Here is a 14,339-nt window from a genome sequence, read left to right as displayed (position 1 = left end):
CCACGAGGACGGGGTGCGCGGGCGACGACTACTCGGACGCCTTGACGATGAAGCGGACCGCGTCGCCGACCGTCTTGAGGTTCTTGACCTCGTCGTCGGGGATCTTCACGTCGAACTTCTCCTCGGCGTTGACGACGATGGTCATCATCGAGATGGAGTCGATGTCGAGGTCGTCGGTGAACGACTTGTCCATCTCGACGGAGTCGGTGGCGATGCCCGTCTCGTCGTTGACAAGCTCGGCCAGGCCGGCGAGGACTTCTTCGTTGGACAGTGCCATGGTTCTCTCCTTGGGGGTTCTTCGGGTGTTCGTCAGTGACCGTAGGTCAGTTTAGGGGTGGGGTCGCGCCGGTCACGGGAGCACCACGACCTGCGCGCCGAACACCAGTCCGGCGCCGAAGCCGATCTGCAGCGCGAGTCCGCCGTGCAGCTCCGGGTGCTCCTCGAGCAGGCGGTGGGTGGCGAGCGGGATCGACGCGGCGGAGGTGTTGCCGGTGGTCTCGATGTCGCGGCCGATAGCGACGGTCTCGGGCAGCTTCAGCTGCTTCGCGAGCTCGTCGATGATGCGCATGTTCGCCTGGTGGGGGATGAACGCGGCGAGGTCCTCGGGCTGGACGCCCGCCTCCGCGAGCGCCTGCTTGGCGACCTTGGCCATCTCCCAGACCGCCCAGCGGAAGACCGACGGGCCGTCCTGGCGGAGGGTGGGCCATTCGGCGGTGCCGTCGCGGTAGGCCGCGAGCGGGTTGTCCATGCCGACGGTGTCCCACTTGGAGCCGTCGGATCCCCACACGGTCTTCGAGATGCCGGCGGTGTCGCTGGGGCCGACGACCGCGGCGCCCGCGCCGTCGCCCAGGAGGAAGGAGATGCTGCGGTCGGTCGACTTGACCAGCTCGGACAGCTTCTCGGCTCCGACGACGAGCACGTACTCGGCCAGGCCGGAGCGGATGAAGGAATCGGCCTGGGCGATGCCGTAGGTGTAGCCGGCGCAGGCTGCCGAGATGTCGTACGCCGGGGCGGGGTTCGCCCCGATGCGGTCCGCGAGGAGCGCAGCCAGCGACGGGGTCTGCACGGTGTTGCTGATCGTGGAGACGAGCACGACGCCGATCTGGTCCGGGCGGATGCCCGCCTTCTCGATCGCCTCGAGGGAGGCGGTGGTCGCGAGGTCGACCGCGTGGATGTCGGCGGAGGCGCGGCGGCGCTCGATGATGCCGGTGCGCTGGCGGATCCACTCGTCGGAGGAGTTGATCGGCTCGATCAGGTCGTCGTTCGGGACGACGAGGTCGCCGCGTGCCGCGCCGATGCCGAGGATCCGGGTGTACGCGCTGCCGCTGGACTGGGTGAGGGAAGGGGTCGTCATGGGGTCTCTCCTGCTAGGCGGCGTGCTCGTCGAGGAAGGCGCGAGCGGCGTCCACGTCGTCGGGGGTCGTGATGGCGATGCTCGGCACGCTCTTGAGGCCGCGCTTGGCGAGGCCGACCAGCGCGCCGGCGGGTGCCAGCTCGATGATCCCGGTGACGCCCGCGTCGGCGAAGGCCGCCATGCAGAGGTCCCAGCGGACGGGGGAGGCGACCTGGCCGACGAGCAGCTCGAGGAACGCGGCACCGGAGTCGACGACCGACCCGTCGCGGTTCGTCCAGAGCCGGAGCGTCGGGTCGGAGGGGGTCAGCCCGGCGGCGACGCCGGCGAGGGAGTCGCGGGCGGGCGCCATGTAGCGGGTGTGGAAGGCGCCGGCCACCTGCAGGGGGATCACGCGGGTCCCGCGGAGCGGCTCCGCCTTGAGCGCCTCGAGCGCGTCGACCGCGCCGGCGACGACGATCTGCCCGCCGCCGTTGTAGTTGGCCGGCTCGAGGCCGAGCTCGTCGAGACGGGCGATCAGGGCCTGCTCGTCGCCGCCGAGGACCGCGCTCATCGCGGTCGGCTCGGCGGCGGCCGCAGCGGCCATGGCACGGGCGCGCTCGCGGACGAACACCAGCGCGTCGGCCTCGGTGAGGACCCCGGCTCCGGCAGCCGCGGTGATCTCGCCGACGGAGTGTCCGGCGATGCCCGCGATGCGCTCGCGCCGTCCGCCCTCGAGGAGGGCGGCGAGGCTCACGAGTCCCGCGGAGACGATCAGGGGCTGGGCGACCGCGGTGTCGCGGATGGTGTCCGCGTCCGAGACGGTGCCGTGCGCGGCGAGGTCGATGCCGACCGCCTCCGAGTGCGCGGCGACCTGCTCGGCCACGGAGGGGATCTCGAGCCATGGGGCGAGGAATCCGGGGGTCTGGGAGCCCTGACCCGGGGCGACGACGACGATCACGGTATCCAGTCTTCCGATCTGCGCTCGCACGTGCGGCGCGTGGAGCCACTGACAAAGCACAAAGAGCTTGTCGCGGGTCTACAAGTGTTCAGGGGCGGGAGGGGTTCGGCGAGCGGAGGGCCTCAGCGGCGGGACGGCTTCCGGCGGACGGCGCCGTCCGGGTCGCTCATGGAGCCGAGGATGAGGGCGGACTGGAGGATGAGCGCCTCGCGGGCGCCCGTCGCGTCCCAGCCGATCACCTCGGCGACCCGCTTGAGGCGGTACCGCACCGTGTTCGGGTGCACGAACAGCTCGCGAGCGGTCGCCTCGAGGGAGCGGCCGTTGTCGAGGTAGGCCCACAGCGTGGTCAGAAGCTCGGTCGAGTGCTTCTGCAGGGGCCGGTAGATCTGCGTGATGAGGCTCTGGCGGGCGAGCGGGTCGCCGGCGAGGGCGCGCTCGGGAAGGAGGTCGTCGGCGTTGACCGGTCGCGGCGCGTTCCGCCAGGAGCGGGCGACCGCGAAGCCGGCGAGGGCCGCGCGGGCGCTGCGGGACGCCTCGACCAGGGTCGGCACCTCGTGGCCGAGGACGAGGTGGCCCGTCCCGAAGCCGGGCTCGAGCGCCTCCGCGATCTCGAGGAACGCGACCGGCGGGCCGGTCTCCTCCGTGGCGTTCTCGCTCGGCTCGGCGCGGCCGATGACCAGGACGAGCCGGCTGCCCTGCACGCCGATCAGCACGTCGGCGTCCATGTGCCGGGCCGTGCGGCGCAGCTGGTCGACGTCGAGCATCTTGGGGGCGGTGCCCACCAGGACGGCGACCTCGCCGTGGCCGTGCCAGCCGAGGGCGGCGATCCGGCTGGGCAGCTCGTCGTCGGCCTCGCCCGTGAGGATCGAGTCGACGACCAGCGCCTCCAGGCGCGCGTCCCAGAGACCTCGGGCCTCGGCGGCGCGCGCGTAGACGTCGGCCGCGGCGAAGGCGATCTCGCGCGAGTAGAGGAGGATCGCCTCGCGGAGGTCCTCCCCGCCGTTCTTGATCCGGTCCTCGACGACCTCGACCGTCACCTTGATCAGCTGCAGCGTCTGCGTCAGCGAGACGGAGCGCAGCAGCTCGCGGGGAGCGGCTCCGAACACGTCCGCCGCGATCCACGGCGTGGCCGACGGGTCGTCGAACCACGAGATGAACGAGGTGATGCCGGCCTGGGCGACGAGGCCGACCGCCGAGCGCCGACCGGGGGGCATGCTGCCGTACCAGGGCAGCGTGTCCTCGAGTCGCTTGATCGTCTGCGTCGAGAGCTCACCGGCGAGGGTGCGCAGCCAGGCGAGGGTCTGCTCCTTCGTGCGGGGAGCGCCCGGCCGGGTGGCCGGACGCTCCGCCGCAGGAGCAGGACCCCGCGCACTCGACGGTGCGGGTTCCTGCGAGAGCACGGACTCGTCCGTCAGCTCTCGCCGCCCGCGTTGCCGGTGGTGCCGGCGTTGACGTCGAGGAGGCGGTACTTCTCGATCGCCTGGACGGCGAGCGAGGGGTCGATCTCGCCGCGCTTGGCGAGCAGCTGCAGCGTCCGCACGACGACCGAGGGGCCGTCGATCTGGAAGTAGCGCCGCGCCGCCGCACGGGTGTCCGAGAAGCCGAAGTCGTCCGCGCCGAGCGTCGCGAAGTCGCCCGGGATGAACTGGCGCAGCTGGTCGGGGACCTGGTGCGAGAAGTCCGAGACGGCGACGAAGGGGCCCTTCGCGTCGGCCAGCTTCTGCGTCACGTACGGCACCTGCTCGGCGTCCTCGGGGTGGAGGAAGTTGTGCTGCTCGGCCTTGATGCCGTCGCGGCGCAGCTCGTTCCACGAGGTGACCGACCAGACGTCCGCCGAGACGCCCCAGTCCTCGGCGAGGAGCTTCTGCGCCTCGATCGCCCACGGCACCGCGACGCCCGAGGCGAGGAGCTGGGCCTTCGGCCCGTCCCACTGGCCCCAGGAGATGCGGTGGATGCCGCGGACGATGCCCTCGACGTCGACGTCCTCCGGCTCCTTCGGCTGCACGATCGGCTCGTTGTAGACCGTGATGTAGTACATGACGTTCGGGTCGGTGTGCTTCCCGCCGTACATGCGCTCGAGACCGGACTGCACGATGTGCGCGATCTCGTACCCGTAGGCCGGGTCGTAGCTCACGACCGCGGGGTTGGTCGCCGCGAGGATCGGGGAGTGCCCGTCCGCGTGCTGGAGGCCCTCGCCGGTCAGCGTGGTGCGTCCTGCGGTGGCGCCGATCATGAAGCCGCGCGACATCATGTCGCCGGCCGCCCAGATCGCGTCGCCCGTGCGCTGGAACCCGAACATCGAGTAGAAGACGTAGACCGGGATGAGCGGCTCGCCCTGCGTCGAGTACGAGGTGCCGATCGCGGTGAACGCCGCGAGGGCGCCCGCCTCGTTGATGCCGACGTGGAGGATCTGTCCCTGCGGGCTCTCCTTGTAGGCCAGGAGGAGCTCGCGGTCGACCGACGTGTAGTGCTGGCCGCGAGGGTTGTAGATCTTCGCGTTCGGGAAGAACGCGTCCATGCCGAAGGTGCGCGCCTCGTCCGGGATGATCGGGACGACGCGGTTGCCGAAGTCCTTCGACCGGAGGATGTCCTTGAGGATGCGGACGAACGCCATGGTGGTGGCGATCTCCTGCGTCCCGGAGCCCTTCTTGCCGACCGCGTACGCCGAGTCCTCGGGGAGGTTCAGCTGCGTGTACTTCGAGCGGCGCTCGGGGAGGTAGCCGCCGAGCGCGCGGCGGCGCTCCTGCAGGTACTCGATCGCCTCGTCGTTCTGACCGGGGTGGTAGTACGGCGGGAGGTAGGGGTTCTCCTCGAGCTGCGCGTCCGTGATCGGGATGCGCATGGTGTCGCGGAACGACTTGAGGTTGTCCAGCGTCATCTTCTTCATCTGGTGGGTCGCGTTGCGGCCCTCGAAGCTGCGGCCGAGACCGTAGCCCTTGATGGTGTGGGCGAGGATGACGGTGGGCTGGCCCTTGTGCTCCGTCGCGGCCTTCATGGCCGCGTAGATCTTGCGGTAGTCGTGGCCGCCGCGGCGCAGGCCCCAGATCTGCTCGTCGGAGTAGCCCTCGACGAGCTTCTTGGCGCGCGGGTCGCGGCCGAAGAAGTTCTCGCGGACGTAGGCGCCGTCCTCCGTCTTGTAGGTCTGGAAGTCGCCGTCGGGCGTCTTGTTCATCAGGTCGAGCAGCGCGCCCTCGGTGTCGCGGGCGAGCAGGTCGTCCCACTCGCGGCCCCAGATGAGCTTGATGACGTTCCAGCCCGCGCCGCGGAAGTACGACTCGAGCTCCTGCACGATCTTGCCGTTGCCGCGGACGGGTCCGTCGAGGCGCTGGAGGTTGCAGTTGACGATGAAGTTCAGGTTGTCGAGGCCGTCGTTCGCGGCGACCTGGAGCTGACCGCGCGACTCGACCTCGTCCATCTCGCCGTCGCCGAGGAACGCCCAGACCTGCTGGTCGGAGGCGTCCTTGATGCCGCGGTTGGTGAGGTACTTGTTCGCCTGCGCCTGGTAGATCGCGTTGATCGGGCCGAGGCCCATCGACACGGTCGGGAACTGCCAGAACTCCGGCATGAGCCGCGGGTGCGGGTAGCTGGAGAGCCCGCCGCCCCGGTGCGACTTCTCCTGGCGGAATCCGTCGAGCTGGTGCTCGCTCAGGCGTCCCTCGAGGAAGGCGCGCGCGTACGGGCCGGGGGAGGCGTGGCCCTGGATGAAGATCTGGTCGCCGCCGCCCGGGTGGTCCTGGCCGCGGAAGAAGTGGTTGAAGCCGACCTCGTACAGCGAGGCGCTCGACGCGTACGTCGAGATGTGGCCGCCGACCCCGATGCCGGGACGCTGCGCGCGGTGCACGAGGATGGCCGCGTTCCAGCGGATCCACGCGCGGTAGCGGCGCTCGACGTCCTCGTCGCCCGGGAAGTCGGGCTCGTTCTCGGGCGCGATGGTGTTGATGTAGTCCGTGGTGGGCACCATCGGCACGCCGAGGTGGAGCTCCTTGGAGCGCTTGAGGAGGCTGAGCATGACGTCGCGCCCGCGACCCCGGCCCCGCTCCTCGACGAGCGCATCGAGCGACTCGTTCCACTCCGACGTTTCCTCGGGGTCCGAGTCCACGTGACCGACGGAATACGGGTCCTGATCGTTAACAGTCACCCTCGACCTCTCTCTGGGGGCAGATCGTGCCCGAGACATCACTCTCATGAAGCGGTGCGGATCCGCGGATCCGGGGCTCGGATGACGAGCCGCGCGCGGGCACCTCCGTCAGCCTAGCGATTCCCGTGCCCCGAACCTGGAATCGCACTGTGGTGATCCACGAGGAATGGGCGCCGACGACTGTAGGAGAGCGCCAGACGGGACGCGTCGACCGGCCCGTGATCGGGGGAGACGGCCGTTCCTTGGAGTCTGCGCGGAGCGGGTCTAGCATTGCCCCTCGTGCTCGCGCGACTCTCGTGCGCACGGAAGGACATCGGACCGATGGCTCTCGAGAAGCTGACCCTGGCTCCCGACTTCGAACTCGCGAACCAGTACGGCGAGCGCATCCAGCTGGGCGACTTCCACGGGCGGCGCAACGTCGCCCTGGTGTTCTTCCCCCTCGCCTTCTCCGGCACCTGCACGGGCGAGTTCTGCGCGCTGCGCGAGAACCTCTCCCTCTTCGAGCACGCCGACGTGGAGCTGATCGGCATCTCGGTCGACTCCAAGCACACGCTGCGCGCCTGGGGCGAGAAGCAGGGCTACGACTTCACGCTCCTCTCCGACTTCTGGCCGCACGGCGACGTCGCCAAGCAGTACGGCGTGTTCACCGAGGCGAAGGGTTACGCGACCCGCGCGACCTTCCTCATCGACAAGGCCGGCGTCATCCGGGACACGTTCATGACCGCCCCGGGCGAGCCGCGGTCGATCGACGCCTACCGCGCCGCGATCGACGCGCTCGCCCCCGCGCACGTCTGACCCTCCGGAGGCGGACCGCCCCGGTCGTCAGCTGAGGATGTTGACGGCCCGCGAGATCACGAGGGCCAGCAGGACGAATCCGGTGAACGCCTCGGCGATCATCAGGAGCTTCATCCGGCTCGACAGCGGCATCGTGTCGGTCGGGCTGAACGCCATGGTGTTCGTCGTCGACACCGAGAGGTAGTCCACGAAGCCGGGCCGCCAGTCGGCGCGCTCGGAGGAGGTCGCGGCGACCTCGGGCGCGGTGTCGCGGTAGGTGTCCTGCGGGAAGGCGAAGTCGGCCGCCGGCAGCTCGGTGCGGGGAAGCGTTCCGCGGGCGACCGGACCGCCGCGGTCGAGCTCCCAGAACAGCAGCGCGTACGCGACGACGTTGGTGACCCAGACCTGGAGCGCGGTGAGCAGCAGCGGCGGGCCGTCGGCCGTCCCGTCGACGAGGTCGATCACCACGGCGACCACGTTCACCTGGTTCGCCACGGCGAGCACGACCGCCAGGGCGATGGAGACCCCGCGCGACCAGCGCGTCTCGCTGTCGAGCCGGTGCGGGTTGACGACGAACAGCGGCACGAGCAGCGCGAGCGTGATGCCGGCGGCGACGAGGCGGACCTCCGAGGTGTCGGCGCTGTGGCCGGCCACGTTCAGTGCGACTGCCACCAGGATCGCGGCGGAGGCGGGCCAGCGGCTCTCGGCGCGCCGCCTCGCCCGGGAGTCGCTGTCGGCGGTCATGTGCCGAGGCTAGTGCCCGCAGGGGGCCGCTCCGCCTGCCGTAGGATCGAGTCGATCGTCCGCGGGTGCTCCCGCGACGGGGGCCTTTAGCTCAGTTGGTAGAGCGCCACGTTTACACCGTGGATGTCATCGGTTCGAGCCCGGTAGGGCCCACCACATCCGACGATCGGACACTGCGCGTCAGCGGGACTGGCGGCGCTTGTAGGGCTTCGGCTGGCCCTTGACGATCGGGGCGCGCCCAGTTCCCTTGGAGGCCTTGGCCTTGCCTCCCGACTTCGGGGCCGCCTCCGGCTCGTCGCCGAGCGCGGCGAGCTCCTCGCGGGCCGAGGCGAGGCGCTGCCGCCCGGCCGCGGTGAGGGTCGTGGCGGCGGCACCGGGCTCGAAGAGCGGCTTGCCGAGGTCGAGCTCGACGGCGGCGACGGAGGAGTCGAGCTTCTGCCGCGAGATGCCGAGGCGCTCGGCGGCGCGCACGAAGTGCAGCTCCTCGGCGACCGCCACGAAGTGGCGCAGCTGGCTGATCTTCATCCCGAACCCTTCACGGCCGCTCCCTGCGGCACGACCACGGTACGCGGTCCGGGAGGGGGCGCCGACCGCCGGGAGCGCCACCAGGAGCAGCGGCGACCCGTCGATCCGCGCCAGAGGCCCCGGCGGACATTGCCGGACGGAGGCGGGAGGCCTACGGTCGCGCCCGTGGGCGGTCCCGAAGCCGGCCACGGAGAGAGGCCGACGTGGGCGCGCTCATCTACAGCTCGATCGCGTCGCTCGACGGCTACGTGAACGACGCGGACGGCGGATTCGCCTGGGCGGAGCCGCGACCCGCCGTGCACCGCTTCATCACGGAGCGCGAGGGGCGGGTGCGCACGTACCTGTACGGGCGGCGCATGTACGAGGTCATGCGCGCGTGGGAGCAGACCTGGGCCCTCGCGGAGGAGTTCGCGTTCATCCGCGACTTCCAGGAGATGTGGCGGGCGGCCGACAAGGTCGTGTACTCGACGACACTGGAGTCGGCCGAGACCCGCCGCACCCGCGTCGAGGGCGGGTTCGACCCGGTCGTCGTCGCCGCGCAGGTCAGCGCCGCCGACCACGACGTCTCGATCGGCGGGCCGACCCTCGCCCGGCACGCGCTGCTCGCCGGGATCGTCGACGAGGTGCAGGTCTACACGGTGCCGGTGGCGGTGGGCGGCGGGACCCACTTCCTCCCGTGCGGGTTCCACGCGCGCCTCGACCTGCGCGAGGAGCACCGCTTCGCCGACGGCACGGTCTTCACGCGCTACAGCGTGCGGCGATGAGACCGGCTACTCGGCGCCGACCAGCGCGGCGATCCGCGAGGCGAGCCGGGCGCCCTGAGCACGTCCGGCGCGGGCGGAGGCGGCGCGGACGGCCGGGTCGAGCGAGTTCGGGCCGAAGGCGCGCACCGACTCCTCGTCGGCGTAGAGCACCTCGACCCGCGAGTCCGCGAGGGCGTCGAGCTCGCCGGTCGGGATCAGGCCCGCGCCGGGCGTGCCGACTCCGGGCAGCGGAGTGACGATCAGGACCCAGTCGGCTCCCGCGGCGAGGTCGGCGTTGCTGCCGGAGCGGACGCCGCCGTCCATGTAGCGGACGCCGTCGATGCTGACGGGAGGCCAGACCCCGGGGACGGCGCAGCTGGCGGAGATCGCGTCGACGAGGCCGACACCGCTCTCGCGGTCGAACACGCGCAGCTCACCGGTGGCCGTGTCGACCGCGGTGATGAGCAGACGCTGCTCGGGCCAGTCGGCGTCGCCCACGCGGGCCGAGATGACGGCCCGGCGGGTGTCCTCGGGGAGCGTCTCGGCCTCGAGCGCGAGGGTGCCGATGCGGCGCCGCGCGTCCTGGGGCGAGGTCGCGCCCTCGACGGCCGCGGCGAAGAGGGCCTGGAGGCGCTCACCGTCGACGTCCGCTCCGATCTCGGCGGACTCCTCCTGGAGCTGGGCCTCGTACGACTCGTCGAGGCCGGTGCCGGTGCTCAGCTGCGCGGCGACCGCGGAGCCCGCGGAGGTGCCGATGAAGGTCGTCGACGGATCGAGCAGGAGGCGGGCCGCCTCGGGGGAGGCGTCTGCGAGGCCGCGGAGGACGCCGAGCTCCCAGGCGATTCCGGCGAGGCCGCCGCCGGCGAGGACGAGTGCACCAGGCATGGGGGAGGTCCTTTCGATCAGGATCAGGAGGGGGCGGGCGCTGCGGAGCGCCGCAGCACCAACGCTGTCACATCGTCGTGCGCGTCGTCTGCGAGAGCATGCAGACGCTCGAAGAGAGCGGGGTCGTCGTTGCTCCGCACCAGCTCGGCGAGACGGTCGAGCGCGTCGAGGCGCCCGCCGAAGACGTCGAGCAGGCCGTCGCTGCAGGAGAAGAGCGCGTCGCCGGGGGCGAGCACGCGCTGCTCCTCCTCCCAGGAGACGTCGGCGGCGATGCCGAGCGGGACGCCGGTGGAGGCGAGCCGCTCCGTGGTGCCGTCGGCGCGCAGCAGGAGGGTGAGGCCGTGGCCGCTGTCCACGAACGCGACGGCGCCGCTCGCGAGGTCGACCCGGGCGATCAGCGCGGTCGCGAACATCCCGGTCGCGGTCAGGTCGGGCAGGAGCTGGCGGTTGACGGCCTCGACGGCTGCCGCGGGAGGGAGCTCCGGCCGCGCCTGGAACGCGGAGCGGATCGCGGAGGCGACGATCGCCGCCGACACCCCCTTGCCCATCACGTCGACCAGCTCGAGGGAGAGATCGTCCCCGCTGCGACGCCACGCCGTGTAGTCGCCGGCGACGTCGTGCAGCGGCGTGGTCAGCGAGTCGAGGCTCCACTCGCCGAGGTCGAGGCGCGGGGGCCAGAGCCGCTCCTGCGTCTCGCTCGCGCGTCCGGAGAAGGCGATCTCGCGCAGCTCCCGCTCCGCCCACCGGCCGAGGTCCTCGAGGATCTCGCGCTCCTCCTCCGAGAAGCCGCGCACCTCGCTGTCGATGATGCAGATCGTGCCGACGCGGAGGCCGTCCCCCACGACGAGCGGGCGGCCCGCGTAGAAGCGCACGTGAGGGGATCCGGTGACGACTCCGCGGTCGGCGAACCGCGGATCGGCGGTGGCGTCCTCGACGACGAGGATGTCGCCCTGCTGGACCGTGACGTCGCACATCGAGTCGGCGCGCAGCATCCTGCTCGCCCGCGCCGAGCGCTGGGGCGACTTCGTGAACTGCGTCGACTCCTCGAGGATGTTGATCTCGGCGAGGGGGACGCGCAGGAGCCGGCGGGCGATGCGGGTGATCCTGTCGAAGCGCTCCTGGGGGGTGCTCAGGCCGATCCCGAGCTCGGCGATCGCGGCGAGGCGGGCGCGCTCGGTCGGCTCGCTCACGTGCGGGTCCGGGCGAGTGCCCAGAGGTTCTGCCCGTCGACACGGCGGTAGGAGAACTCGGTGACGAGGGCGTGGATGAACGGGATCCCGCGGCCTGCCTCGTCCCACTCGTCCGGCATGTCGCGGGGATCGGCGACCTCGGCGGGCGCCTCCTCGGCGGAGTCGTTGAGCGAGGCGCGCAGCTCGGTCGCGTCGACGCGGATCTCGACCAGGCAGATGATGTGCCGGTACGACCGGGCGTGCTGGACGATGTTCGAAGTCAGCTCGACCAGCGCGGTCTCGAACGACATCCGGTCGACCGGCGCGACGCCCGGCTCCTCGAGCCACAGCTCCTCGAGCGCCTCGTGGACGACGGTGACGCCGTCCTCGGGCGGCGTGCGCACGACGAAGGAGCGCTCAGGCACGGTAGGCCTCCTCGACGGTCTCGGCGCTGCCGAGCAGGCGGTCGAGGTTGGACAGGCCGAGCACCATGGCGGGCTGCTCGTCGGCGGCGGCCACGCGCAGCTCGCCGCCCGCCTTCCGCGCCTCCTTGAGTCCGGCGACGAGGACGCCGAGCCCGGACGAGTCGAGGAACTCGACGGCCGCCAGGTCGACGACCACGCGGACCTCTCCCGCCTCGAGCGCGCGCTGGAGGACCGCTTCGAGCTCCCACGCCGTGGACAGGTCGAGCCGGCCGACGGGGCGGATCACCACGATGTCGGGCTCGATCCGCTCGGTGCTGATCCTCGAGCTGGGCTCCATGGTGTCCTCCTGACGGGACGGCACGCGGTTCCGCAGGGCTCGGAGACGTGGTGAGGACGCGGTCGGGCGCGCGACCGAGGGGCTCCGGATCCGATGCGGGGGTGAATCGGGGAGTTCGTCCGCCTCCGACCGTACAAGGGAACGGGGCGCCCCGTGGGAGGCGTGACCGCATCCGCGCTGCGACACGCAGTGCGCGGCCCCGGGAGGAGGCTCCGCTCAGCCCCTCGCGGCGGCGAGAGCGTCGGCGGCGAGCCGCACGGAGGCGTCCCGGCCGGTCAGCCAGAGCGGCACGGAGCGGGCGCGGAGCCCCGCCGACTCGAGCGCCGGGACCGCGTCCGCGTCCTCCTCGCCGACGAGCCAGGCGTCGAGGAGGCCGCCCCCGCTCCGGGCTCCGTAGTGCCGGCCGACGGCCTCGGCGGAGGTCTCGACGCCGATCGCGGCGAGGCAGGCGTCGGCCATGCCGCGCACCACCGCGCCTCCGATGACGGGGGAGACGCCCACGACGGGTGCGGAGGTACGGCGGAGGGCGTCCGCGATCCCGGGCACTCCGAGGATCGTGCCGATCGAGACGACGGGATTGGAGGGGGCGACGAGCACCGCGTCGGTGTCGGCGATCGCCTCCAGCACGCCCGGGGCGGGGCGGGCGCTCTCCACCCCCTGCTGGACGAACCGGCGGGCGGGCGCGGACGCGCGCAGCCGCACCCACCACTCCTCGAAGTGGAGGAGCCGCACGCCCTCGCCGGGGAGCTCGACCTCGACGTGGGTCTCGACGTCCTGGTCCGACATCGGCAGCAGGCGGACCCCCAGCGGCCAGCGGGCGGTGATCCGGGCGGTCGCCTCCGAGAGGGTGAGGCCGTCGCGCAGCATCGAGCTGCGGGCGATGTGGGTGCCGAGGTCGAGGTCGCCCAGGGTGAACCACGGCCAGCCGACGCCGAAGGCGGTGAGCTCGGCCGAGACCCGCTCGCTCTCGCCGGCCCGCCCCCAGCCGCGCTCCGTGTCGTTCACTCCGCCGAGCGCGTAGGTGATCGAGTCGAGGTCGGGGCAGACCTTGAGGCCGGTGAGCCACATGTCGTCGCCGGTGTTGACGACGACGGTGATCTCGCTCGCCTCGCCGCCGGCGGCCTCGAGATCGCGGAGGTGCTCGCGGACCGCCGAGGTGAAGCGGGCGCCGCCGACGCCTCCGGCCAGGATCGTGATGCGCATCCGCCCACGCTAGCGGCACGGACGGATTCCTCCCCCGGCGAGCCTTAATGCTGCGGATCCGCGCCGGAAACACCAGGGAAACGTCGAACCCCGACGATGAAGCCCTGTCCCCGGAGCCGGATGGTCCGTCATTGCCTTCGGGCCCGGCGGGGACCACAGTGGGTCCACGTCCCCGGCTCCGCACCGCCCGGCGGAGCACACCGGAGCCGGACAGGGACGCCCGAGCATGGAGGTACCGATGACCATCGTCCGCGCAGCGATCACCCAGACGACCTGGACCGGCGACAAGGAGTCGATGCTCGACAAGCACGAGCGGATGGCCCGGGACGCCGCAGCCGACGGCGCGCAGATCGTCTGCTTCCAGGAGCTGTTCTACGGCCCGTACTTCGGCATCACCCAGGACAAGAAGTACTACCGCTACGCCGAGCCCGCCGACGGGCCGATCGTGCAGCGCTTCGCGGCCCTCGCGAAGGAGCTGGGCGTGGTGATGATCCTCCCGATCTACGAGGAGGAGCAGACCGGCGTCTACTACAACACCGCGGTCGTGGTCGACGCCGACGGGACGATCCTCGGCAAGTACCGCAAGCACCACATCCCGCACCTGGACCGCTTCTGGGAGAAGTTCTACTTCCGGCCCGGGAACCTCGGCTTCCCGGTCTTCGACACCGCGGTCGGCAAGGTCGGCGTCCACATCTGCTACGACCGCCACTTCCCGGAGGGCTGGCGGGAGCTGGGCCTGAACGGCGCCCACCTCGTCTTCAACCCCAACGCCACCAAGCCCGGCCTGTCGAACCGCCTCTGGGAGGTCGAGGGCCCGGCGGCCGCGGTGGCGAACGGCTACTTCGTGCTGCAGCCCAACCGCGTCGGCCGGGAGGACAACGAGTACGGCGACCTCGCGGTCGACTTCTACGGCACCAGCCAGATCATCGATCCGCGCGGGGAGTTCGTCGGCGAGCGGGGCTCGGGCGAGGCCGAGGAGATCCTGATCCGCGACCTCGAGATGGACATGGTGCAGGAGATGCGCGACGACTGGCAGTTCTACCGGGACCGCCGGCCGGAGTCGTACACCAGCATTCCGAAGCCGTGACCGCAGACCGAGACGGGG

General features: G+C 71.6%; 15 protein-coding genes and 1 tRNA gene. 4 read left to right on the top strand and 12 right to left on the bottom strand.

What is annotated here, in order from left to right; all coding sequences use genetic code 11:
* Positions 1–28: 28 nt before the first annotated feature.
* From C5C74_RS04090 to aceE, 5 genes are all read right to left on the bottom strand, one after another.
* Positions 29–277 (bottom strand): acyl carrier protein, encoded by a 249-nt coding sequence (locus C5C74_RS04090; protein ID WP_104223463.1) that lies wholly within the window; start codon positions 275–277, stop codon positions 29–31.
* 72 nt (positions 278–349) lie between these two features.
* Positions 350–1,354 carry a beta-ketoacyl-ACP synthase III gene (locus C5C74_RS04085; RefSeq protein WP_104223464.1) on the bottom strand — a complete coding sequence of 335 codons (1,005 nt, stop codon included), beginning with the start codon at positions 1,352–1,354 and terminating at the stop codon, positions 350–352.
* A gap of 13 nt (positions 1,355–1,367) precedes the next feature.
* Entirely contained in the window at positions 1,368–2,291 is a 924-nt protein-coding gene (locus C5C74_RS04080; RefSeq protein WP_104351023.1) for an ACP S-malonyltransferase, read from the bottom strand.
* Between the two features lie 122 nt (positions 2,292–2,413).
* Entirely contained in the window at positions 2,414–3,580 is a 1,167-nt protein-coding gene (locus C5C74_RS04075; RefSeq protein ID WP_181027189.1) for a CdaR family transcriptional regulator, read from the bottom strand.
* Between the two features lie 122 nt (positions 3,581–3,702).
* The gene (gene aceE, locus C5C74_RS04070) at positions 3,703–6,429 is read right to left on the bottom strand and encodes a pyruvate dehydrogenase (acetyl-transferring), homodimeric type (protein WP_104351022.1); all 2,727 of its coding nucleotides are present in this window, start codon (positions 6,427–6,429) and stop codon (positions 3,703–3,705) included.
* Between the two features lie 321 nt (positions 6,430–6,750).
* Between aceE and C5C74_RS04065 the strand changes: the two genes are divergently transcribed.
* The gene (locus tag C5C74_RS04065; protein ID WP_104238203.1) at positions 6,751–7,224 is read left to right on the top strand and encodes a peroxiredoxin; all 474 of its coding nucleotides are present in this window, start codon (positions 6,751–6,753) and stop codon (positions 7,222–7,224) included.
* 27 nt (positions 7,225–7,251) lie between these two features.
* Here the strand turns inward: C5C74_RS04065 and C5C74_RS04060 are convergent, their stop codons facing one another.
* On the bottom strand, positions 7,252–7,947 hold the full coding sequence (locus C5C74_RS04060) for a hypothetical protein (protein WP_104351021.1): 696 nt from the start codon (positions 7,945–7,947) through the stop codon (positions 7,252–7,254).
* Positions 7,948–8,027: 80 nt separating this feature from the next.
* On the opposite strand from C5C74_RS04060, the gene C5C74_RS04055 reads away from it, so the two are divergent.
* A tRNA-Val gene (locus tag C5C74_RS04055) sits at positions 8,028–8,103 on the top strand.
* A 24-nt stretch (positions 8,104–8,127) separates the two neighbouring features.
* On the opposite strand, the gene C5C74_RS04050 is transcribed toward C5C74_RS04055, so the two are convergent.
* The gene (locus tag C5C74_RS04050; RefSeq protein WP_104223469.1) at positions 8,128–8,472 is read right to left on the bottom strand and encodes a LysR family transcriptional regulator; all 345 of its coding nucleotides are present in this window, start codon (positions 8,470–8,472) and stop codon (positions 8,128–8,130) included.
* A 203-nt stretch (positions 8,473–8,675) separates the two neighbouring features.
* On the opposite strand from C5C74_RS04050, the gene C5C74_RS04045 reads away from it, so the two are divergent.
* Entirely contained in the window at positions 8,676–9,236 is a 561-nt protein-coding gene (locus C5C74_RS04045; protein ID WP_104226668.1) for a dihydrofolate reductase family protein, read from the top strand.
* A 6-nt stretch (positions 9,237–9,242) separates the two neighbouring features.
* Here C5C74_RS04045 and C5C74_RS04040 read toward each other — a convergent pair whose 3' ends face one another.
* From C5C74_RS04040 to cofD, 5 genes are all read right to left on the bottom strand, one after another.
* Positions 9,243–10,100 carry a patatin-like phospholipase family protein gene (locus tag C5C74_RS04040; protein ID WP_104238200.1) on the bottom strand — a complete coding sequence of 286 codons (858 nt, stop codon included), beginning with the start codon at positions 10,098–10,100 and terminating at the stop codon, positions 9,243–9,245.
* A 23-nt stretch (positions 10,101–10,123) separates the two neighbouring features.
* Entirely contained in the window at positions 10,124–11,290 is a 1,167-nt protein-coding gene (locus C5C74_RS04035) for a PP2C family protein-serine/threonine phosphatase (RefSeq protein ID WP_181125651.1), read from the bottom strand.
* Positions 11,287–11,694 (bottom strand): ATP-binding protein, encoded by a 408-nt coding sequence (locus tag C5C74_RS04030; protein WP_104351020.1) that lies wholly within the window; start codon positions 11,692–11,694, stop codon positions 11,287–11,289. Before C5C74_RS04030 ends, C5C74_RS04035 begins: the two co-directional genes overlap by 4 nt.
* The gene (locus C5C74_RS04025) at positions 11,687–12,031 is read right to left on the bottom strand and encodes an STAS domain-containing protein (RefSeq protein WP_104351019.1); all 345 of its coding nucleotides are present in this window, start codon (positions 12,029–12,031) and stop codon (positions 11,687–11,689) included. The genes C5C74_RS04030 and C5C74_RS04025 overlap by 8 nt, the downstream gene beginning before the upstream one ends.
* A 216-nt stretch (positions 12,032–12,247) precedes the next feature.
* Complete coding sequence (cofD, locus tag C5C74_RS04020; protein ID WP_104314096.1) at positions 12,248–13,234, bottom strand: 2-phospho-L-lactate transferase; 987 nt, start codon at positions 13,232–13,234, stop codon at positions 12,248–12,250.
* A gap of 238 nt (positions 13,235–13,472) precedes the next feature.
* On the opposite strand from cofD, the gene C5C74_RS04015 reads away from it, so the two are divergent.
* Complete coding sequence (locus C5C74_RS04015; RefSeq protein WP_104223476.1) at positions 13,473–14,321, top strand: nitrilase-related carbon-nitrogen hydrolase; 849 nt, start codon at positions 13,473–13,475, stop codon at positions 14,319–14,321.
* Positions 14,322–14,339 lie beyond the last annotated feature (18 nt).

Origin of the sequence: Rathayibacter sp. AY1E8, assembly GCF_002931415.1 — a bacterium.
GTDB lineage: Bacteria > Actinomycetota > Actinomycetes > Actinomycetales > Microbacteriaceae > Rathayibacter.
This window is presented reverse-complemented; position numbering and strand designations above follow the sequence as displayed.